Here is an 18,995-nt window from a genome sequence, read left to right on the forward strand (position 1 = left end):
GCGTCCGCGGGCGGCTCACACCAGGTGGATGCGCTCCTGCACGATGCGGTGACCGGCCCGGGAGAACGCGGCAGCCATCGGAATGTTGCCCCGGTCGGTCGCGCCCGCGATCGACGTCGCACCCTGGTCGGCCAGGAAGTGCGTGGTCTCCACGAGCAGGTCGTAGCCGTAGCCGTGGCCGCGCGCCTCGGGCACGACCCCGATGAAGCCGACGCACGGCCCGCCCGGATTACGCGCCGGGACGTGGATGCCGGCGAGCCTGCCGTCCCGGGTGTGGGCGAGCTGCCACCAGGAGCGCGGTGAGGGGCACCAGTTGAAGAAGTCGAGCTCCTCCTGGGCGGCCTGATCGAGGCCGCCCGGGCCCTCGATGGAACGCCGGGCATGGGCGTCCAGGGTCACGGTGTGGACCCGCCGCAGGACGTCCAGGATCACCGCGTCATCCGGTTCCTCCCGGAAGTCGAGCCTGCCGGGCCGCTCGGGCAGGCCGTCCTCGGGTGTCCATTCGTAGCGGTAGCGCTCGACCAGCAGCTTCATACCGGCCGACTCGGCCGCGGCGATCCGTGCCCCCGCGGCTGCCCGCACCTCGGGGGTGTCCCGCCAGCCGGCCGGCACGATCAGCTCGTACTCGACCGACCACGGTGCCCGGCGCAGCAGTTCGGCGGCCGCCTCCTCCTCGCCCTCGGCGAAGTCGAAGTAGTTGATCAGCACGGGCTCGGTGTCGTCGGGGCCGCCCCACCAGGCCGCCCTGGCGATGACGACCCCGTCGCGCAGAGCGACCCACGTCCACTCGGGGCGGTACTCACCGCCGTCGTGAACAGTGGCGTAGCGGTGGCCGAACGCGGCGCGGCCGACGAGGCAGGGGGCCTGCAGGGAATCGAAAAGGTGTGCGTCGCTCTGGGTGAGCGCGCGGATGACCGTATCGGTCATGGGTGTGTCCTCCGGGGACTCGTGACGAGAAGCGTGGTGCGCTCCCGGTCAGACCGAGTCCGACACCGCCCTGCGGACGGGACGGGAGCGCGGGAACGAAGCTGTACGCATCCGACTCGCCTCCTTCCGCATCCGGGGCCTGGGTTCCGCACCGACGGTACGGTCCCCGAGCCTTCCTCGTCCACCCGTTTTACGGCCGGTCCCACACCATGTCGAAGGAGCGCTCGAAGTTGACGTAGCCCAGGCGCTCGAACGACTTCGCCATCGGGACGTTCCCGACGTCGGTGCTCGCCCTGATGCGCTCCACGTCCTGCGCGGCGAGCACCCTGGTGCCCTCGGCCAGGATGTCGTCGATGTACCCGTGCCCGCGGTGCGCCGGCAGCACCCCGATGTACGCGATCATGGGGTGGTAGTTGTTGCGGGCCGGAATGACGAAGCCGACCGCCTCGCCGTCCGGCAGCTCCGCGATACGCCACCACTCCTGCGGAGTCCTGAGACCCGCGAACTCCTCGTCGTACTGCTTCTCCGCGGCCTCGCGGGCACTCAGGCCGGACGCCAGGTCCGCCTGGCCGTGTGCGTCCAGGGTGCCCGCCATCACCGGGGTCATCAGGGCCACGAGGTCCTCGCGTCCGGTGACCGGGCGGAACACCAGCCGGCCGGTGTCCTCGGGCACGGGCGTGCCGGCGCGCCACTCCAGGCGCAGCCGCTCGACCAGCATCCGGGCGCCGCTCGCCTCCATGACCCGTATCCGGGCCTCGACGACATCGCGAGCCGCCGGGTCCTCGCGCCAGTCCGGCGGGATGTAGCGGCCGTACTCGGGCCGGACGGCCCCGGCGGGCACGACCGCGGCGGTCGCCGTCTCCAGCAGCTTCAGCCCGATCGCGCCGCGCTCCGGCTCCGGCAGGGTGTCGTCCAGGTCGAAGAAGTCCAGGAACTGCGGGGTACCGCCGTCCTGGCCCGTCCACCAGGCGATCCGGGCCACGGGACGGTCGCCCCGCAGGGCCACCCACATCCACTCGGGGCGGCGGCGGCCGGTGGCGAGGTCGTCGGCGAGCTCGTGGTCGAGGACGTACGGAAGACGGCAGAAGAGACCGAGCTCGTCCGCTCCGGTGAGCGGACGGATGGTCAGTTCCGTTGATGCAAGGGTCACAAAGGCTCCTGGGTGCGGTGAGGCCGCCCGAAGGAGGCAGCGGGCGACGATAACAACATCCGTGCGGCCGGTGTGCGGTATTTATCCGCCGCCCCGCAGGTCAGAACGGCCGGAACCGGGCTCCTTCTGGACACCCCAGGCCTCTCGGCCCGACAATCGGTACTGTGACGTCCTCCTTCGAGCCCTACACGTACCCCGCGCGGCTGTCCGACGCCCAGCGCGACCGTGTCCTCGGTGTGCTCAGAGACGGCGCGGCGCAGGGGAAGCTGTCCCACGACACCTTCCTGCGACGCATGGAACTGGCCCTGACAGCCCGGCGCTCCGAGGAGCTGGCGGCGCTCACCTCCGACCTGGAGACCCGCGGGCGCTGGTCCCGCAGGCTCTTCCGTGCGGTGGGCGGTGTCTCCGCCTTCCCCGCCGGGGTGCGCAGGGCCTGGCAGTCCGAGCGGCTGCCCAAACTGCTGCTGCCCGTGCCGGGACCGCACCCGCTGCGCATCGGCCGGGACCCGGGCAACGGACTGCGGCTCAGCCACGAGACTGTGTCGCGGCTGCACGCCGAACTGACCGCGCACGGAAGCCGTTGGATCCTGCGCGACCTCGGTTCGACGAACGGCACATGCGTCAACGGCCAGCGGGTCATCGGATCGGCCGCCGTGCGCGACGGCGACCAGGTGAGCTTCGGCCGGATGACCTTCCGGCTCTCCGCCCCCCTTCCCGGACCCCCGGCCTGAGGGGCTCTCCGCCCCCTTGCCCGCCCCCGAGCCCGAGGGACCCGCCCCCGAGCCCGAGGGACCCGGCCCACTTCCCGGACCCCCCGACCTGAAGGGGGCGCGGCTCAGACGCGGTCCGCGGGCTCTCCCTCCGCGGCCTTCACGAGCAGCGCCACCGGCCGTTCGGCGAAGAGCTCGGCCACCGCGACCGTGGTCCCCGTGAACTCCCGGCCGGGGGACAGCAGGTCGTGCCACGGGCCCGCGTCGGGCAACGTCAGCGCCGTATCGCCCCAGCCGCCCTCCTCCTCGAGCCTCAGCGAGAGCCTGGTCACGGCCGTGACGGCCTCGCCCGAGCGGCAGAACGCCAGACAGTGGGCGGCGGCCGGCCCGTGTGCCGCCAGCGGGGCGTACGTGCCCGACTCGCCGAAGAGCCCGGGCCGCTCCCGCCGCAGCCCCAACGCCGCCACCGTCAGACCGGCCTTCTCGTCGGGCACGTCGGCGGGAGGCCGGCTGAAGGGCCGGCGGTTGTCGGGGTCGACCAGGGCGATGTACTCCCGCTCCGTGCCCTGGTACAGATCGGGCACGCCCGGCATCGTCAGATGCACCAGCGCCGCACCCAGCACATTGGCCCGCACGAAGGGGGCGAGGGTGTCGGCGAACCGCGTCATCATCGCCCGCGCCTGGCCCGTGTCGGCGCCCGGACCCGCCGCGACAAATTCGCTCACCGCATGTTCGTACGCCGGATCCGGCTCCGTCCAGCTGGTGAACAGGCCCGCCTCCCGTACGGACTTCAGCAGGGCCGGCTCCAGCCGGCCCGTCATCTCCCCGGTCGGCAGGCTCGCGCAGCCGTACGCCGACTGCCAGGCCTGCCACGCCAGCTGAGGGTCCGGCGCGGACACGGTCGTCGCCCTGGCCAGCTGCGCCACCAGCGAGGCCCACCGCTCGGGGCACTCCGACAGAACCGCGATCCGGGCACGTACGTCCCCGCTGCGCTTGGTGTCGTGCGTGGTCAGCACCGTGCCGGTGGCCGGCCAGTCGCGGGAGAGCCGGGCGCAGAAGGCGTGGAACTCCTCCGGGCTCACCGCCGGCCGTCCGGGATCGCCGCCCACCTCGGTCGCCGAGATCAGCGGAACGTAGCGGTAGAACGCGGTGTCCTCCACCGACTTGGCGTGCAGCGCGGACGCCGTCTGGGCGAACCGGGCGCAGAAGGCCGTGTGTTCCGGCCCGTCACCGAGCCGGCCCAGCGCCAGATCCCGCACCACCTCCACGGCCGCCGCCTCCTGCGGTACGGAGAAGACCGCTCTGGCCTCCTGGACCGCCTCGGCCGGAAGCGCCGACTCCGCGACCTCCGTGAGCGGGCCGCCCGCCGTGACGTACGGACGGTAGACCGGGACCCGGACGAGCAGTTCGCGCACCGCCGTGTGCAGGGCCCACGGGGCGTGGTCCTCGAGTGCGGGATCCCCGGAGCACGCCTGCACGGCGAGGCGGGTCAGCCACTCCGTCTCCGCGGCGAGCTCATGGGTGACGACGCGGTACGCCGCCCGACGGACGGTCGCGGTCCAGTAGCCGCCGCGGTCGCCGGGCGGGCCCGCGAAGTCGCGGTAGCGGCCGAGCATGTCCGCCGCGCCCGTCGGATCGGTGAACAGACCGTCGATCCGGTGCAGCGCGTCGTAGCCGGTCGTCCCCGCGACCGCCCAGCCGGCGGGCAGGGGTTCGGTTCCGGTGAGGATCTTCTCGACCACGGTCCACCGCCCGCCGGTCGCCCCGCCGAGCCGCTCCAGGTACGCGGCGGGGTCGGCGAGGCCGTCCGGATGGTCGATGCGCAGACCGTCGAGGACCCCCTCACCGACCAGTTCCAGGACCTTGCCGTGGGTGGCGGCGAACACATCCGGGTGCTCGACACGGACGCCGATCAGTTCGGAGATGGTGAAGAACCGCCGGTAGTTGAGCTCCGTGCGGGCCAGCCGCCACCAGGCGAGCCGGTAGTGCTGGGCGGCGAGGAGTTCCGGCAGGGGCAGTTCCGCGGTGCCCGCGCGCAGCGGGAACTCCTGGTCGCCGTAGCGGAGCACCGGTGAGCCGTCGTCGCGGGCGCCGACCTCGAAGCGGCCGGCCTCTTCGCCGATCCGCCCCGCGAGCACGGGCAGCAGCACCTTGCCGCCTCCCGCCGCCCAGTCGATGTCGAACCAGTGGGCGTACGGCGACAGCGGTCCCTCGCGCAGTACCTCCCACAACTGCCGGTTGTGCCGGGGTGCGGCGGCCATGTGGTTGGGCACGATGTCCAGGATCAGTCCGAGACCGTGCGCGCGTGCCGTGGCGGCCAGCTGCCGCAGCCCCTCCTCCCCGCCGAGCTCGGCCCGCACCCGGGCGTGGTCGACGACGTCGTAGCCGTGCCCGGAGCCGGGCACGGCCTCCAGGACGGGCGACAGGTGCAGATGGGAGACGCCGAGCGCGGCGATGTACGGCACGGCTTGTCCGGCGGCGGCGAACGGGAAGTCCGGTTGGAGCTGGAGCCGGTACGTGGCGGTGGGCGTCATGGACACGTACGTACCCAGCCTGACGGCTTCTGTGTCACCCGACCACGTACCAGGGCTCCACCGGCGGTGCCCGGGTCGCCCCGGGCACACCATTGGCCTACGCCGGACGCTTGAGCACCGTCAGGCTGCGCCCGATGAGCGTCACCCGGTCACCCGCGGACACCTTGGGACCCGCACCCGGCGCCACTCCGTCCGGGATGCCCGTGTCCACGACGACCTGCCACTGTCTCCCGTGGTTCATCGGAACGGCGAACTCCAGTGTGTCGGCGCCCGCGTTGAACATCAGCAGGAACGAGTCGTCGGAGATCCGCTCGCCGCGCGGTCCCGGCTCCGAGATCGCACGGCCGTTCAGGAAGACCGTCATGGCCCTGGCGTGTGCGGCCTGCCAGTCCCGCTGGGTCATCTCCTCACCCCTGGGGGTGAACCAGGCGATGTCGGAGAGCTCGTCGTGGGTGCCCTCCACCGGGCGGCCGTGGAAGAAGCGCCTGCGTCTGAAGACCGGGTGGTCACGGCGCAGCCAGACCATGGCCCGGGTGAACTCCAGCAGACTCGTGTCCGTGCCGCCGGTGCCCGCGCCGTCGCCGTCGCCGTCCTGTGCGACCGCGGCGGCCGGATCGGGCCAGTGGACCCACGCGAGCTCGTTGTCCTGGCAGTACGCGTTGTTGTTGCCCCGCTGGGTGCGGGCGAACTCGTCGCCGTGGCTCAGCATCGGGACGCCCTGGGAGAGCATCAGCGTGGCGATGAAGTTGCGCATCTGACGGCTGCGCAGCTCCTGGACCTCCTTGTCCTCGGTCTCGCCCTCCGCACCGCAGTTCCAGGAACGGTTGTGGCTCTCGCCGTCCCGGTTGCCCTCGCCGTTCGCATCGTTGCGCTTGTCGTTGTACGACACCAGGTCGTTCAGTGTGAAGCCGTCGTGGCAGGTGGTGAAGTTGATGGAGGCCAGAGGACGTCTGCCGTCGTCCTGGTACAGGTCGGAGGACCCGGTGAGGCGCCCGGCGAACTCCGCGAGCGTCCGGGGCTCGCCCCGCCACAGGTCCCGCACCGTGTCGCGGTACTTGCCGTTCCACTCGGTCCACAGCGGCGGGAAGTTGCCCACCTGGTAGCCGCCCTCGCCCACGTCCCACGGCTCGGCGATGAGCTTCACCTGGCTGACCACCGGATCCTGCTGCACCAGGTCGAAGAACGACGACAGCCGGTCCACCTCGTGGAACTGGCGTGCCAGTGTCGCGGCGAGATCGAAGCGGAAGCCGTCCACATGCATCTCGGTCACCCAGTACCGCAGGGAGTCCATGATCAGCTGCAGCACGTGCGGCGACCGCATCAGCAGGGAGTTCCCGGTGCCCGTGGTGTCCATGTAGTACCGCTGGTCGTCCGCCAGCCGGTAGTACGAGGCGTTGTCCAGACCCCGGAACGAGAGCGTCGGACCCAGGTGATTGCCTTCGGCGGTGTGGTTGTAGACGACATCGAGGATCACCTCGATGCCGGCCTGGTGGAGCGCCCGCACGGCCTGTTTGAACTCGAGTACCTGCTCGCCGCGGTCGCCCCAGGAGGCGTACGCGTTGTGCGGGGCGAAGAACCCGATGGTGTTGTAGCCCCAGTAGTTGGCGAGGCCCGCGTCGGCCAGACGGTGGTCCTGGACGAACTGGTGCACCGGCATCAGCTCGATCGCCGTGACACCGAGCTCGGTGAGGTGGGCGATGATCTCCGGGTGGGCGAGCCCGGCGTAGGTGCCGCGCAGCTCCTCGGGCAGGCCCGGGTGAAGCATCGTCAGGCCCTTCACATGGGCCTCGTAGATCACCGTGCGGTGGTAGTCGGTGCGGGGGCGGCGGTCGTCGCCCCAGTCGAAGTACGGGTTCACCACCACGGAGCTCATGGTGTGCGGTGCGGAGTCCAGGTCGTTGCGCGCGTCGGGCCTGCCGAAGGGGTAGCCGTACACCGCCTCGCCCCACTTGATCTTCCCGGAGATCGCACGCGCGTACGGATCGAGGAGCAGCTTCGCCGAATTGCAGCGCTGCCCGCGCTGCGGCTCGTACGGGCCGTGCACCCGGAAGCCGTACCGCTGACCCGGCATCACTCCGGGCAGGTAGGCGTGACGGACGAAGGCATCGGTCTCGCGGAGCTCCACCGCCGTTTCTGAACCGTCGTCGTGCAGCAGGCACAACTCGATTCGGTCGGCGGCCTCCGAGAAGACCGCGAAGTTGGTCCCGGCGCCGTCGTACGTGGCACCGAGGGGATACGCCTGTCCCGGCCAGACCTGCATAGATAGGACTCTTCCACTTCTGATCCGGGTGCTGCGGGCTTAGACCGGCCGGCACATGGGGGGCGGCGTCGCGGGGCTGGGCACGCACATCTGCGGCGCTGTCGTCAATCAACAACGCTCCGCGTTGCCTCGATCCTCCGCCTTGCAGCTGCACGCACCCAGCCCCCGCTCCTTCTTCCACCCCCATGTGCCGGCCGGTCCTATTGACCCGAATACTCCCCGAAAGAAGTGCGCCTACCTAGTACGTCGACCGGTGCGGCCGGGTCCGGTCGGCCCGCGCCCCGCCGGACCGGTCAACTTCGGACACTTCGGTGTCGCCCGTACAGGGACCGCGGGTAACAGGGGGAGGCGGCCGTCCGGTATGTGGCATGCGCGGGGGTGCCTAACCCCTATGAACCGTCTCACTCCACCCGAACCTGCCGTCGGGAACAAGCCTGTGTCATAGGGGAGTTGAGTAAGGAGCCTGTGCATCCGGCTGCACCGGATCCCGGTCCCGGAGTACCCTTCCTTGATCGTTGGTGGGGGAGTGGAAGGCGGTACGCGGGTGAGCTCGGGCGGGTTCGAGCTGCCCCCAGGTGACGCAGGTCACGAGGGGGAATCGACCGATGCCCCGCCGGGGGCGGTGTCCCTGGCGCAGCCCATGGAGATCGGTGCGGAACTGGACTGGGGCGCGGACGCCTGGAACGAGGTGCGCACACGGGCGCAGCGCGCCGGGCGGGCGTACATCTGGCTGAATCTGGTGGAACAGCGGCTGCGTGCCGTGGTCGCCGCCGTGATCCGGCCGATCTACGAGCCGGTGCACGGCGAGGACTGGGTGGTGGCCGCGGCGGGACCCGCCGGGCAGGAGTGGGTGCAGCGCGCCGTCGCGGTCCGCGAGGTCTCGCGCCGCAAGGGGTACCTGCTCGACCCGGCCGACGACAACGTCCTCAGCTTCCTCACGCTGCCGCAGCTGCGTGAGCTGATGGTCCAGCACTGGCCGTGCTTCGAGCCGTACTTCGACGACCGCCGCGAGGTGGAGCTCGCTCTGGACGAGCTGGAGGTGGCGCGCAACGTCGTCTCCCGCAACCGGGCGCTGAACGAGGCGGTCCTGGCCCAGGCCGAGCGGGCCTCCGCCCGGCTCCTGGAGATCCTCGGCAGCGGCGCGGCGGTCCCTTCCGCCGACCGGCTGCCCGTCGACGCCGTCGAGGAACTGGTCGGCGACCGGTACGCCGACGTCGTCTCCGTCCACCCGGACCGGGTGCGGCTCCAGCGCCAGCTGCCGGCCGAGGACCTGTTCGGCGGCGCACGCAGGCTGGACGCGATCGGCATAGGGCTCAACCTGCTCGTGCAGAACTTCTCCGGGCGCCGGCTGGTCCGCCTCGCCGAGTCGGGCTGCCGGGTCCGGCTGCTGTTCATCAACCCGGCGAGCAGCGCGGTCAAGCGCAGGGAGCGGGAACTGGGCCTCAAGAAGGGCGAGCTGAGCCGCTCCGTGGAGATGAACATCCTCCATATGCGCCGGGTCCGCTCCAAGCTCCGCGATCCGGGCGCCTTCCAGATCCAGGTCTTCGACGAGACGCCGCGCTTCACGGCCTACCTGGTGGACGGCGACGGGCCGGACGCCGTGGGGGTCATCCAGCCGTACCTGCGGCGCGCACGAGGCATGGAGGCGCCCGTACTGGTGCTGCGGGGCGGCGGGCGTGCGGTCGTCCGCGCGGGGCAGGACAGCGAGCACGGCCTCTTCGAGACGTACCGCGAGGAGTTCGAGTCGGTGTGGACGGACTCCCGGCCGGTCTCCTGACGCTCCACCCGTGTTGTCAGTGGTGCGTGCGAAGGTGTTCATCACTTGGGGGAAAGCACCACAGAAGGAGGTACGGGAGTGAGCTGGATCAGCGGCCCGTTGATGTCGTTCGACCTGGAGACCACGGGGACGGATGTCGAGACCGACCGGATCGTGACGGCGGCGGTCGTCCGGCTGGAGGCGGACGGATCCATCTCGGAGGAGCGCACCTGGCTGCTGGATCCCGGTGTGGCCATACCCGAGCAGGCATCGGCGATCCACGGCATCTCGACGGAACGCGCCCGCGAGCACGGGCTGCCGGCCGCCTCCGCGATCGAGGAGATCGCCCGGGCTGTCGCGGACGGGCTGCGCTCGGGGACGCCGCTGGTGGTGATGAACGCGCGCTACGACCTGTCCCTGCTCGACCGTGAGTGCCTGCGGCACGGCGTCGATTCGGTCAGCGAGCGGCTGGGCGACGCACCTTCGCCCGTCATCGATCCTTTGGTGATCGACAAGCACGTCGACAAGTACCGGAAGGGGAAGCGGGCCCTCCACGCGCTGTGTGCTCATTACGGGGTGACGCTCGACGACGCACACGACGCGCGGGCGGACGCCGTGGCCGCCGCCCGCGTGGTGCGACGCATGGGGGAGAAGCACGAGCCCGTCGGAGTGATGCCGTTGGAGGACCTGCACGGACTCCAGGTGCACGCGGCGGCCGAGCAGTCGCTCTCCCTGCAGGCCTATCTGCGGCGCACCGCGGATCCCGCGGCGGTCGTCGAACCGGCCTGGCCGCTCATCCCCCGGATGCGATGACTCAGGCGGTCGCCGCTGTCCGGGAGAGGGCGTGTTCGCGTGTGCGGATGATCCGATGCCGTGGCTGTGGAGGGCCGGAGGTCAGTTGGTGGCCGGGGAAGGCGTGTCGTCGGCCTTGATGTCGAAGTTGATCTTGTCTCCCTCGACCGAGGTGACCTTGACCGACACGCCCAGCGTGCTGCCGTCCTTCGCCGTGAGCGTGCAGCGGGTGGTGGTGCCGACCTTCCCGGCGAGGTCCTCGGGACAGGTGATGTCCGGCTTCGGCTGGCCCGTCGTGCTGGCGAGCTTCTCGGCGACCGTGTCGGCCAGCTTGTCCGAGGACAGCTTCGGATCGGAGCTTCCGACACTGACCGACCCCGAGCAGCCGACGAGCAGCACGCCGGCTGCCGCGGCTGAGAGGCTCCACGTCGCTGCTGTGGTCAAGCGGGCTATGGGCATGGGGGAGTCCGTTCCGGGTTATCAGGAGAGGGAGATGCCGGAATCATACGCGGCACCGTACTGCCGGGAGGCGGCCGGAGACGCCGGCGCCCGCCCGCTCAGAGCTTGCCGAAGAGCAATCCGCGCCAGGTCCAGCCCGCTTGGACGGCGGTGTTCCGCAGGGGGCCGGTCAGCTGCGCGCTGTCGAAGCTGAACGTCTCCGTCGCTTCGAGGCGGCCGCTCTCTCCCCGCTGGAGCGAATACCGCCGGGAGACGGTCCTGCCCGCACCGCGCCCGTACTCCGCCGAAGTCTGGAGCCGCGGAGGATTCCCGACGCGGGTGACCTCCCACTGCTCCTCGATGGCACGCACCTCGGGGACGTCCTCGGCCAGGCGCATCCGGATCCGGATGGCGTGCGTCAGCTGGGACCCGATGAAGAAGGTCTGCCAGGCGGGCTCGGCGATCCGCCACTCCGCCACCAGATCGGCCCCGTGCGCCGCACCGTCGCTGATGATGTACGGGACATCAGGCCCGTTCAGACCGAGCAGGGCTGTCCGCAACTCCTCGGCCGATCGTGGCACGACCCCGTCCTCGGGGCGCTTGGTTCCGGTCAGCATGTCGAAGAATCCCATGAGGTCAACCTATGAGGGGTCGGATTGCGGGGGCAAGGAGGGGCCGTTCCGGTGGGACGTCCTAGGAAGCCGTGTCGGTGTCCGGGCGGACCGTGCGCACGAAGTCCCGGAAGTCCTCCAGGACGGCGGAGTGCTGGGACGCGGTCACCGTCAGGATCAGACGGATGACCGCCCGCTTGCTCGGATCCGCGACGTCCAGCAGGGACAGATACACCTGCGACTGCACGAGGTTGCGGAGCGCGCCGCCGGCGACAGCCGAGACGGCAAGGGTCTGGGTGAGTCCCGGAGCGTCCTCGGAACCGACCTCGCGGCGTTCCACGATCTCGACCGACGCGGCCGACCGGCGCAGGTTCTCCACCGATTCGTCGGCGATCTCGGGGAGCGTCGCCTCGTCCGGGCGGAACTCGCCGTCGATCGTGATGTTCGCGGTGAAACCCTCGTCCGGGTGCGGGTGCAGCGCGACGAAGGCCGAGCCCGTCGCGCCCACTCCGTCCGGCGGTGTGGCGCGCCAGCCGTCAGGCAGCTCGAACGCGACAGGTACGGGCAGGGTGGTGGTCATCCCGGTCTCTCCTTACGGCAACGGTGTGCTTACGGCAGCGGGTCCGCGGTTGCGGGTGTCAGAACAGGCTGCCGATTCCGTCGCCTACCCAGTTCGCCGCATCTCCCACGGCCCCGGCCGCATCACCCACGGTATCGACGACCTTCCCGGGGTCCACGGTGAGCTCGAAGCCCACGGCGCCACCGAGGGCGGGGGAGAGCCCCACCTTCGGGCCGAAGTGCCATACGCCGTTGGCGTCCTTGCTGGCGTTCAGACTGGCTTCCGCGCCGGGACCGGCCCAGCCCTCGGCCGTGACACCCGCGCCGATTCCCCCGATGTCCGCGCCCGCGCCGACGCTGCCCTTCGCGCCGGCAAAGGCCTCGGCGCCCACGTTGAGCCCGTCCAGGCCCGCTTGCGCGTTGACACCGGCCTCGGCGCCCGCCATGGCCTCCGCCCGCCCGTACACCCCGACGGGGCCGGCGTCGGCGGTGCCGGTGGCCGAAGCCTCGCCCCCCGCGAAGGCGCCGGCCTCGGCCTGGGCGCCCTCGTTGGTGATGCCGGCGGCCGCCGAGGCCTTGGCGCCCGCATAGGCTTCGGCCTCTCCGGCCAGCTTGAACGGACCGTTGGTGAGCGATCCCTCAGCCTTGGCGCGGCCCAGGTCGGCGTGTGCCTCCGCCTCGGCCAGCTTGCCCTTCGAGATGTTGGGACCGCTGGCCTCCGCCCCGACCCCCGGTCCAGAGGCCTCGGAGTCGGTCTCGGAGACCCACCCGTCCTCCTTGCCCGGCTTGGGGTCGGGCTTACCGGCCTTCGCCAGATCGCCCTCGGCCTGCGTGTTGAACCCGCCGATGCCGATGCCGTCGAACGAGACGTCGTTCGTCGCGCGGGACAGCGCCCGCTTCACGCTCTGGTCGGCGGCGTCGACGGCCTTGACGGCCTTGGCTATCTCGTCGGTCCAGCCCTGCGCCTTCACCCGGGCATCGGCCAGCAGCCGGCTGTGATCGGGGTCGTGCTGGAAAGCGAACCGCTCCTGCGTGGAGAGGTTGTCGTACCCGACGTAGGTCGCCTTGCCGGAGCTGTCGACCTTGTATTCCTTCTTCTCGGCGTCCTCGACCAGGTCCTTGACGGCCTTCTGCAGGCGGGTCAGCTCGGTCTGCGCATCCGTGATCAGGCTGGCTATCGCCAGTGCCTCCGTCTTCGCAGCCCCGAACTCGAAGGCCGTGGCCGCGGCGTTGTTCTGCTGGGCGCCGAAGGCCTGGCCCTGCCAGTTCCCGTTGGCCAGCACGCCTTGCACGTTCTGCTGGTAATCGGTCTTCAGCTCACCGAAGCGTTCGCCCATCTTCTTCCACGCCCCGGACACGTCCGCGAGGGAGGACAGGTCGGCCGTCACCACGTCCTGGTAGTTCAGCGTCATGGTGGTGCCCGTCACATCCCGTCGAAACTGCTGGGGAGCCGTATGGAGTTCGCCTGGGCGCCCGCCGCGAGGTCCTGGTTGTGAAGGATGTTCTTCGCGCCCTTCAGCCCGTTCAGCTCCTGCTGCAACCGGGCCATCAGCCGGTTCGCCTGCCCCTGCCAGGCGCCCAGCGCGTCGGAGACGCCCTGGTCCGAGGCCCAGCCGGAGAGGCCCTTCAGTCCCGTGTCCTGCTTGATGAGGGGGCTCGGGGGAGCCGCCGACGGGGCGAGGAAGGGGGTCCTCACCGTTCCCCCGCCGGCTGCCATGCGGCCGGCGGCCTGGGTGTCCGGCATCAGGTGTTCTTCCATGTACGTCGCCGCGCGCTTCTTGTCGCTCGCCGAGCTCGCGAGCCTCTGCTCGCCACCTTCTCCGGTTCCCATGGGCAACCCCCGTTGCAATCGCACCTGTTCGGCCTCACGGCCAAGACGCATAGTACGGAAGGATCATCGGACAACGGACCGGCGGCCCCCAGGTTGTTTCAGAAGGGGTACCAACGGACCTCGGGATCGTCCTCGCGCAGCGATGCCACCCTGCGGCGGAATTCCGCCAGCGCCTTCGGGTTGTCCGGGGCGTGCTGGGAGACCCAGGCGCAGCTGGCCGTCTCCCGGGCGCCGCGCAGGACCGCGCAGCCCTCCCAGGTGCGGACGTCCCATCCGTAGGCCTCGGTGAACGCGTCGTACGACGCGGCGGGCAGGCCGTACCGGTCGCGGGAGAGCGCGAGGACCACCAAGTCGTGCTCGCGGAGATCGGCGGAGAACGTCTCCAGGTCGACCAGCACGGGCCCGTCGGGGCCGACATGGACATTGCGGGGGAGCGCGTCGCCGTGGACCGGGCCCGGCGTCAGGTGCGGGGCAAGCGCAGCGGCGGCCTTCGCGAAGCCGTCGCGCCGGCCGCGCAGATAGTCGGCGTCGGCCGGATCGATCGCATCGCCCGCGAGCCGCAGCCAGCGCTCGACCCCGCCGAGCAGTTCCCGGCGCGGCAGTGTGAAGCCGTCCGGGGCGGGCAGGGCGTGCACCCGGGTCAGCAGGGGGGCGAGATCCCGCGGCTCGGTCGGGCGTACCGCCTCGGGGAGCCGGTGCCACAGCGTGACCGGGTGGCCCAGGGCCATGCGTACGCCGGGTTCCGCGGCCCGTACGGCAGGTACGCCCGAGGCGGCGAGCCACTCGGCGACGGCCGTCTCGCGCTCGGCGCGTTCCCGTAGTTCCGGGTGCAGCGTGGCATCCCGGCCGACCTTCGCGACCAGGTCGCCCACGGAGAACACCGCGTTCTCGCCCAGCGCGAGCAGCTCCGCGCCGCCGGGCAGCCCGGCGGCGGTCAGTACCTCTCGCGCACGCAATTCGTCCATGGCCCGATTTTCGCATCCGTGCAGGCCACCTTGACGAACGGACGGACCGTCAGCACGATGACGGAGGCCGCCCGATCGGCCATACAGGTGTGAAACCGATCCAATGATGTAAAGGGGTCGTATTCATGACATTGGCGACCGCAGTGACGCGGTCCGGGCGCGGAGGTCCACGGAACGGACAGGGTGAACGGGGTAAACGGGACGGGGCTTCCTGGTTCCTGGTGCTGCCCGCGCTGATACCGATTCTGATCCTCAGCGTCGGACCTCTTCTGTACGGCATCGCACTGGCCTTCACCGACGCCCAGTCCGGCCGCACCCGCTCCACGCAGTGGATCGGCGGACTCAACTTCCAGGACCTGCTGCACGACTCCCTCTTCTGGGACTCCTTCCGGATCGGTCTGCTGTGGGCCGTCGGCGTCACGGTCCCGCAGTTCGTGCTCGCGCTCGGCCTGGCCCTGCTGCTCGGCGCGAACCTGCGGATGCGCTGGCTGGCCAGAGCGCTGGCGATCATCCCCTGGGCGATGCCCGAGGTGGTCGTGGGCATGATGTGGCGCCTCGTCTACAACCCCGACGCGGGCATCCTCAACGAGACCATCCGCGACCTCGGCCTCGGTGACGGCAGGGACTGGCTCACCGGACTCGCGACCGCCCTGCCCGCGGTCATTGTCGTGGGCATCTGGGCCGGCATGCCGCAGACCACCGTCGCGCTGCTGGCCGGACTGCAGAACACCCCGCACGAACTCCACGAGGCGGCGGCGCTCGACGGTGCGGGGGCCTGGCGCCGGTTCCGTACCGTCACATGGCCCGCGCTCAGGCCGGTCGCGCTCGCGATCACCGCGCTCAACTTCATCTGGAACTTCAACTCCTTCGCCCTCGTCTACGTGCTGACCAGTGGCGGTCCGGGAGGGCGAACCCGGCTTCCCATGCTCTTCGCCTACGAAGAGGCGTTCCGTTACGGGCAGTTCGGCTATGCCGCCGCGATGGGCTGCGTGATGGTCGCGGTGATCTCCGTGATCCTCGCGTTCTATCTCGTCGGCCGGCTCCGGGGAGGGGACGACGCATGAGTCTGCGAACCGGTCGGACCGCACGGGCGGGGCAGTACGCCGCGCTCCTGTGCTACCTCGTGTTCCTGGCGTTCCCGTTCCTGTGGCTGATCTCGACCGCGTTCAAGCCTGCCCGGGAACTGGGGTCGCTGCATCCCACCTGGATCCCCGAAGCCCCGACGCTGGACAACTTCCGGCAGGCCTTCGACGAGCAGCCGCTTCTCGGGGCCGCCGCCAACTCGCTCGTCACCGCGCTCTCGGCGGCGGTCATCGCGGTCGTCATCGCCACCCCCATGGCGTACGTGATGGCCCGCCACCGGGGCAGGCTGTCCACCGCCGCCACCGGATGGGTCGTGGTCAGCCAGGCGTTCCCGTTCGTCCTGGTGATCATCCCGCTCTTCCTCGTGCTCAAGAACCTGCACCTGATCAACTCGCTGTGGGGGCTGATCATGGTGTACGTGGTGTGGTCGCTGCCCTTCGCGCTGTGGATGCTGGCCGGTTACGTGCGGGCCGTGCCGCCCGAACTGGAGGAGGCCGCAGCCGTCGACGGGGCGGGCAGGGTGCGGATACTCGTCTCGGTCACCGCCCCGCTGCTGGCACCCGGAATCGTCGCCACCGCACTCTTCGCGTTCATCACCGCATGGAACGAGTTCTTCTTCGCACTCGTCCTGCTCAAGACACCGGAGAAGCAGACCTTGCCGGTCGTACTCACCCACTTCATCGGCGCGGAAGGCGCGGCCGACCTCGGGCCGCTCGCCGCCGCCGCGTTCCTCGCCACCCTCCCCTCCCTCGTCCTCTTCGCGGTCATCCAGAAGCGGATCACGGGCGGACTGACGGCCGGGGCGGTGAAGAGCTGATGCGCGCGCCCACCATGACGAGGGCAGCCGCCGCCGCGGCCGCCGCGCTGGTCCTCCTGCTCGGCGGCTGTTCGGGCGACGGCGACCGCGGTAGGGACGCCGACGGCACGATCCGGCTGAGCTTCCAGTCGCTCGCCTGGCAGAAGGAGTCCGTCGACGCCAACAAGCAGCTGGTCCAGGAGTGGAACGCGACCCACCCCGACATCCAGGTGGACTACGTCCAGGGGAGCTGGGACAACGTCCACGACCAGTTGCTCACCTCCTTCGAGGGCGGTGAGGCTCCCGACATCATCCACGACGCCTCCGACGACCTCGCGGACTTCGCGTACGGCGGCTACCTCGCCGATCTGCGTACCCTCCTGCCGGAGCGGCTGGCCGCGGACATCCCGCGGCAGTCCTGGCGGACCACCACCTTCGGTGACGGTGTCTACGGGGTGCCGTTCCTCCAGGAACCCCGGGTCCTGATCGCCAACACCGAGATCCTCGAGTCGTCGGGGGTACGGATCCCGACCCCCGAGAAGCCGTGGAGCTGGCCGGAGTTCAGGCAGATCACCGGGAAGCTGACGGAGAAGGGAAGGTACGGAGTCGCCTGGCCGCTCAAGGAACCGGTCTCCGTCACCCTCAACCTCGGCCTCTCCGCAGGGGGACAGCTCTTCCACCACGGGGCGGACGGCAAGGTGACCATCCGCTTCGAGGACGGTGACCACGTCATGCCCGGCACCGTCCAGGCCCAGGTCGGCAGCGACCGCAGCGCCGCCCGCACCGCGCTCGGCATGAGCGGCTCGGACACCCTCCCGGGCTTCTTCGGCGGCAAGTACGCCATGGTGCCGCTCGGATTCTCCTACCGCCAGCAGATCGTCGAGCAGGCCCCGGAGGGCTTCGAGTGGACGGTCCTGCCCGCACCGGCCGGCAGTGACGGGCTCGCCCAGGGCGTGAGCCCGCAGACGCTTTCGGTGGCGGAGGACAGCGCTCACAAGAAGGAAGCCGTGCAGTTCATCGACTTCCTGCTGCGCCCGCGGAACATGGTGCGCCTCGCGCGGGGCGACTGGATGCTGCCGACCGGTACGAAGGCCCTGGCCGACCCCGCGCTGCACACCGCCGAGAACGGCTGGGCCACCGGTACGGCACTCGCCCGCGCTCTGCGCCCCGCCCCCGCGCAGTCGGTGCGCGGCTACCCCGAATGGAAGGACAAGGTCGCCACACCCGCACTCCAGGAGTACTACAGCGGGGCGATCGACACGGAGGAGCTGAAGAAGCGCCTGGTCGAGGACGGGAACCGGGTGCTGGCCCGTTACCAGCGCTGATCGAGGACCCCATTAGACTGGACGAGACGTATCGTCTCGCTTATGCTGGCGGACATGACACCGACCCCGCGCGCCCATATCGCCATGTTCTCCATCGCCGCCCACGGGCACGTGAACCCGAGCCTGGAAGTGATCCGGGAGCTCGTCGCCCGCGGGTACCGCGTCAGCTACGCCATCCCGGCCTCCTTCGCCGAGAAGGTCGCCGCCACCGGAGCGGAGCCGGTGATCTACACCTCCGTGCTGCCCACCGAGGAGAACCCGGAGGACTGGGGCACCGAACTCATCGACAACGTCGAGCCGTTCCTGGAGGACGCCGTGCAGGCTCTCCCCCAGCTCGCCGAGGCCTTCGCCGGTGATGAACCGGACCTGGTGCTGCACGACATCACCTCCTACCCGGCGCGGGTCCTCGCCCACCGCTGGGGCGTCCCCGCCGTCTCCCTGTGGCCCAACCTGGTCCCGTGGGAGGGGTACGAGAAGGAGATCGGCGAGCCGATGACCGCCGGGCTCAAGGAGACCGAGCGGGGCCGGGCCTACTACGCGCGTTTCCAGGGCTGGCTCGCGGAGAACGGCCTGGAGGGCGTCTCCTCGGACGACTTCGTCGCCCGGCCGCGCCGTGCCGTCGTCCTGATCCCCGAGGCGCTCCAGCCCCACGCCGACCGGGTGGACCACGACGTGTACGCCTTCGTCGGCGCCTGCCAGGGAGAGCGGGCCGACCAGGGCGAGTGGCACCGACCGGCCGACGCCGGGAAGGTGCTGCTGGTGTCGCTCGGTTCCTCGTTCACCGACGAGCCGGAGTTCTACCGCGCGTGCGTCAAGGCCTTCGGTGATCTGCCGGGCTGGCACGTCGTGCTCCAGATCGGCACGCATGTCGCCCCGTCCGCGCTCGGGGACATACCGGCGAACATCGAAGTGCACTCCTGGGTACCGCAGTTGTCCGTTCTCAAGCAGGCGGACGCCTTCATCACCCATGCGGGTGCCGGCGGCAGTCAGGAAGGGCTCGCCACCGGCACCCCGATGGTCGCCGTCCCGCAGGCCGTCGACCAGTACGGCAACGCGGACATGCTCCAGGCCCTCGGTGTGGCCAGGCACCTTCCCAAGGAGGAGGCCGACGCGGCGTCCCTGCGCGCCGCCGTCCTCGCCCTGGTGGACGACCCGGAGGTGGCCGAGAAGCTCTCCCGGGTGCAGGAGCGGATGGCGGGGGAGGGCGGCACGAAGCGGGCAGCCGACCTCATCGAGGCCGAACTGCCCGCCTGATTCCG

General features: G+C 70.6%; 17 protein-coding genes. 7 read left to right on the forward strand and 10 right to left on the reverse strand.

Translation table 11 applies throughout. The features are described from left to right. Positions 1 to 15 precede the first annotated feature (15 nt). Both ABZS61_RS16380 and ABZS61_RS16385 read right to left on the reverse strand, forming a co-directional pair. On the reverse strand, positions 16 to 927 hold the full coding sequence (locus ABZS61_RS16380; protein WP_356420554.1) for a GNAT family N-acetyltransferase: 912 nt from the start codon (positions 925 to 927) through the stop codon (positions 16 to 18). 190 nt (positions 928 to 1,117) lie between these two features. Beyond that, positions 1,118 to 2,077, reverse strand: coding sequence for a GNAT family N-acetyltransferase (locus ABZS61_RS16385; protein ID WP_356420557.1), 960 nt, complete (start codon positions 2,075 to 2,077; stop codon positions 1,118 to 1,120). Positions 2,078 to 2,241: 164 nt separating this feature from the next. On the opposite strand from ABZS61_RS16385, the gene ABZS61_RS16390 reads away from it, so the two are divergent. Beyond that, positions 2,242 to 2,808, forward strand: coding sequence for a DUF1707 and FHA domain-containing protein (locus ABZS61_RS16390; RefSeq protein WP_329206252.1), 567 nt, complete (start codon positions 2,242 to 2,244; stop codon positions 2,806 to 2,808). Between the two features lie 104 nt (positions 2,809 to 2,912). Here the strand turns inward: ABZS61_RS16390 and treY are convergent, their stop codons facing one another. Beyond that, entirely contained in the window at positions 2,913 to 5,321 is a 2,409-nt protein-coding gene (gene treY / locus ABZS61_RS16395) for a malto-oligosyltrehalose synthase (protein ID WP_356420561.1), read from the reverse strand. Between the two features lie 97 nt (positions 5,322 to 5,418). After that, positions 5,419 to 7,581, reverse strand: a complete 2,163-nt coding sequence (gene glgX, locus ABZS61_RS16400) for a glycogen debranching protein GlgX (RefSeq protein WP_356420564.1) — start codon at positions 7,579 to 7,581, stop codon at positions 5,419 to 5,421. A 544-nt stretch (positions 7,582 to 8,125) separates the two neighbouring features. On the opposite strand from glgX, the gene ABZS61_RS16405 reads away from it, so the two are divergent. Both ABZS61_RS16405 and ABZS61_RS16410 read left to right on the forward strand, forming a co-directional pair. Beyond that, positions 8,126 to 9,358 (forward strand): SAV2148 family HEPN domain-containing protein, encoded by a 1,233-nt coding sequence (locus ABZS61_RS16405; RefSeq protein WP_356420568.1) that lies wholly within the window; start codon positions 8,126 to 8,128, stop codon positions 9,356 to 9,358. Between the two features lie 78 nt (positions 9,359 to 9,436). Then, a complete protein-coding gene (locus ABZS61_RS16410; protein WP_356420571.1) occupies positions 9,437 to 10,150 on the forward strand; it encodes a 3'-5' exonuclease in 714 nt (237 codons plus the stop codon). Between the two features lie 81 nt (positions 10,151 to 10,231). Here the strand turns inward: ABZS61_RS16410 and ABZS61_RS16415 are convergent, their stop codons facing one another. The 6 genes from ABZS61_RS16415 to ABZS61_RS16440 all read right to left on the reverse strand — a co-directional run bounded on the left by ABZS61_RS16415 (position 10,232) and on the right by ABZS61_RS16440 (position 14,532). Continuing rightward, entirely contained in the window at positions 10,232 to 10,588 is a 357-nt protein-coding gene (locus tag ABZS61_RS16415) for a DUF4333 domain-containing protein (protein ID WP_356420574.1), read from the reverse strand. A gap of 98 nt (positions 10,589 to 10,686) precedes the next feature. Then, positions 10,687 to 11,199 (reverse strand): hypothetical protein, encoded by a 513-nt coding sequence (locus tag ABZS61_RS16420; protein ID WP_356420577.1) that lies wholly within the window; start codon positions 11,197 to 11,199, stop codon positions 10,687 to 10,689. Between the two features lie 61 nt (positions 11,200 to 11,260). Beyond that, a complete protein-coding gene (locus tag ABZS61_RS16425) occupies positions 11,261 to 11,758 on the reverse strand; it encodes a hypothetical protein (protein ID WP_356420580.1) in 498 nt (165 codons plus the stop codon). Between the two features lie 58 nt (positions 11,759 to 11,816). Further along, positions 11,817 to 13,163 (reverse strand): hypothetical protein, encoded by a 1,347-nt coding sequence (locus ABZS61_RS16430; RefSeq protein ID WP_356420583.1) that lies wholly within the window; start codon positions 13,161 to 13,163, stop codon positions 11,817 to 11,819. Next, on the reverse strand, positions 13,160 to 13,567 hold the full coding sequence (locus ABZS61_RS16435) for a hypothetical protein (RefSeq protein ID WP_356420585.1): 408 nt from the start codon (positions 13,565 to 13,567) through the stop codon (positions 13,160 to 13,162). Before ABZS61_RS16435 ends, ABZS61_RS16430 begins: the two co-directional genes overlap by 4 nt. A 98-nt stretch (positions 13,568 to 13,665) precedes the next feature. After that, complete coding sequence (locus ABZS61_RS16440) at positions 13,666 to 14,532, reverse strand: aminoglycoside phosphotransferase family protein (RefSeq protein ID WP_356420588.1); 867 nt, start codon at positions 14,530 to 14,532, stop codon at positions 13,666 to 13,668. A 125-nt stretch (positions 14,533 to 14,657) separates the two neighbouring features. On the opposite strand from ABZS61_RS16440, the gene ABZS61_RS16445 reads away from it, so the two are divergent. Genes ABZS61_RS16445 through mgt form a run of 4 tightly spaced genes read left to right on the forward strand, consistent with a single transcriptional unit; the run spans position 14,658 to position 18,990 of the window. Next, a complete protein-coding gene (locus tag ABZS61_RS16445; protein WP_356420590.1) occupies positions 14,658 to 15,596 on the forward strand; it encodes a sugar ABC transporter permease in 939 nt (312 codons plus the stop codon). Continuing rightward, positions 15,593 to 16,432 carry a carbohydrate ABC transporter permease gene (locus ABZS61_RS16450; protein ID WP_356420593.1) on the forward strand — a complete coding sequence of 280 codons (840 nt, stop codon included), beginning with the start codon at positions 15,593 to 15,595 and terminating at the stop codon, positions 16,430 to 16,432. The genes ABZS61_RS16445 and ABZS61_RS16450 overlap by 4 nt, the downstream gene beginning before the upstream one ends. Then, positions 16,432 to 17,736: an extracellular solute-binding protein gene (locus ABZS61_RS16455; RefSeq protein ID WP_356420596.1), complete on the forward strand. Its 1,305-nt coding sequence runs from the start codon at positions 16,432 to 16,434 to the stop codon at positions 17,734 to 17,736. The genes ABZS61_RS16450 and ABZS61_RS16455 overlap by 1 nt, the downstream gene beginning before the upstream one ends. Positions 17,737 to 17,790: 54 nt before the next feature. Then, positions 17,791 to 18,990: a macrolide-inactivating glycosyltransferase gene (gene mgt / locus ABZS61_RS16460; protein ID WP_356420599.1), complete on the forward strand. Its 1,200-nt coding sequence runs from the start codon at positions 17,791 to 17,793 to the stop codon at positions 18,988 to 18,990. The last annotated feature ends 5 nt before the right edge of the window (positions 18,991 to 18,995 follow it).

Origin of the sequence: Streptomyces sp. NPDC005566, assembly GCF_040605575.1 — a bacterium.
In the GTDB taxonomy this organism is placed as follows: Bacteria; Actinomycetota; Actinomycetes; order Streptomycetales; family Streptomycetaceae; genus Streptomyces.

What these genes read in the sequence shown, in the direction of transcription:
- ABZS61_RS16455 (WP_356420596.1), top strand. Translation starts at nt 16,432, where the DNA reads ATGCGCGCGCCCACCATGACGAGGGCAGCCGCCGCCGCGGCCGCCGCG.
- ABZS61_RS16420 (WP_356420577.1), bottom strand. Translation starts at nt 11,199, where the DNA reads ATGGGATTCTTCGACATGCTGACCGGAACCAAGCGCCCCGAGGACGGG.
- ABZS61_RS16450 (WP_356420593.1), top strand. Translation starts at nt 15,593, where the DNA reads ATGAGTCTGCGAACCGGTCGGACCGCACGGGCGGGGCAGTACGCCGCG.
- ABZS61_RS16415 (WP_356420574.1), bottom strand. Translation starts at nt 10,588, where the DNA reads ATGCCCATAGCCCGCTTGACCACAGCAGCGACGTGGAGCCTCTCAGCC.
- glgX (WP_356420564.1), bottom strand. Translation starts at nt 7,581, where the DNA reads ATGCAGGTCTGGCCGGGACAGGCGTATCCCCTCGGTGCCACGTACGAC.
- ABZS61_RS16445 (WP_356420590.1), top strand. Translation starts at nt 14,658, where the DNA reads ATGACATTGGCGACCGCAGTGACGCGGTCCGGGCGCGGAGGTCCACGG.
- ABZS61_RS16440 (WP_356420588.1), bottom strand. Translation starts at nt 14,532, where the DNA reads ATGGACGAATTGCGTGCGCGAGAGGTACTGACCGCCGCCGGGCTGCCC.
- treY (WP_356420561.1), bottom strand. Translation starts at nt 5,321, where the DNA reads ATGACGCCCACCGCCACGTACCGGCTCCAGCTCCAACCGGACTTCCCG.
- ABZS61_RS16425 (WP_356420580.1), bottom strand. Translation starts at nt 11,758, where the DNA reads ATGACCACCACCCTGCCCGTACCTGTCGCGTTCGAGCTGCCTGACGGC.
- ABZS61_RS16435 (WP_356420585.1), bottom strand. Translation starts at nt 13,567, where the DNA reads ATGGGAACCGGAGAAGGTGGCGAGCAGAGGCTCGCGAGCTCGGCGAGC.
- mgt (WP_356420599.1), top strand. Translation starts at nt 17,791, where the DNA reads ATGACACCGACCCCGCGCGCCCATATCGCCATGTTCTCCATCGCCGCC.
- ABZS61_RS16380 (WP_356420554.1), bottom strand. Translation starts at nt 927, where the DNA reads ATGACCGATACGGTCATCCGCGCGCTCACCCAGAGCGACGCACACCTT.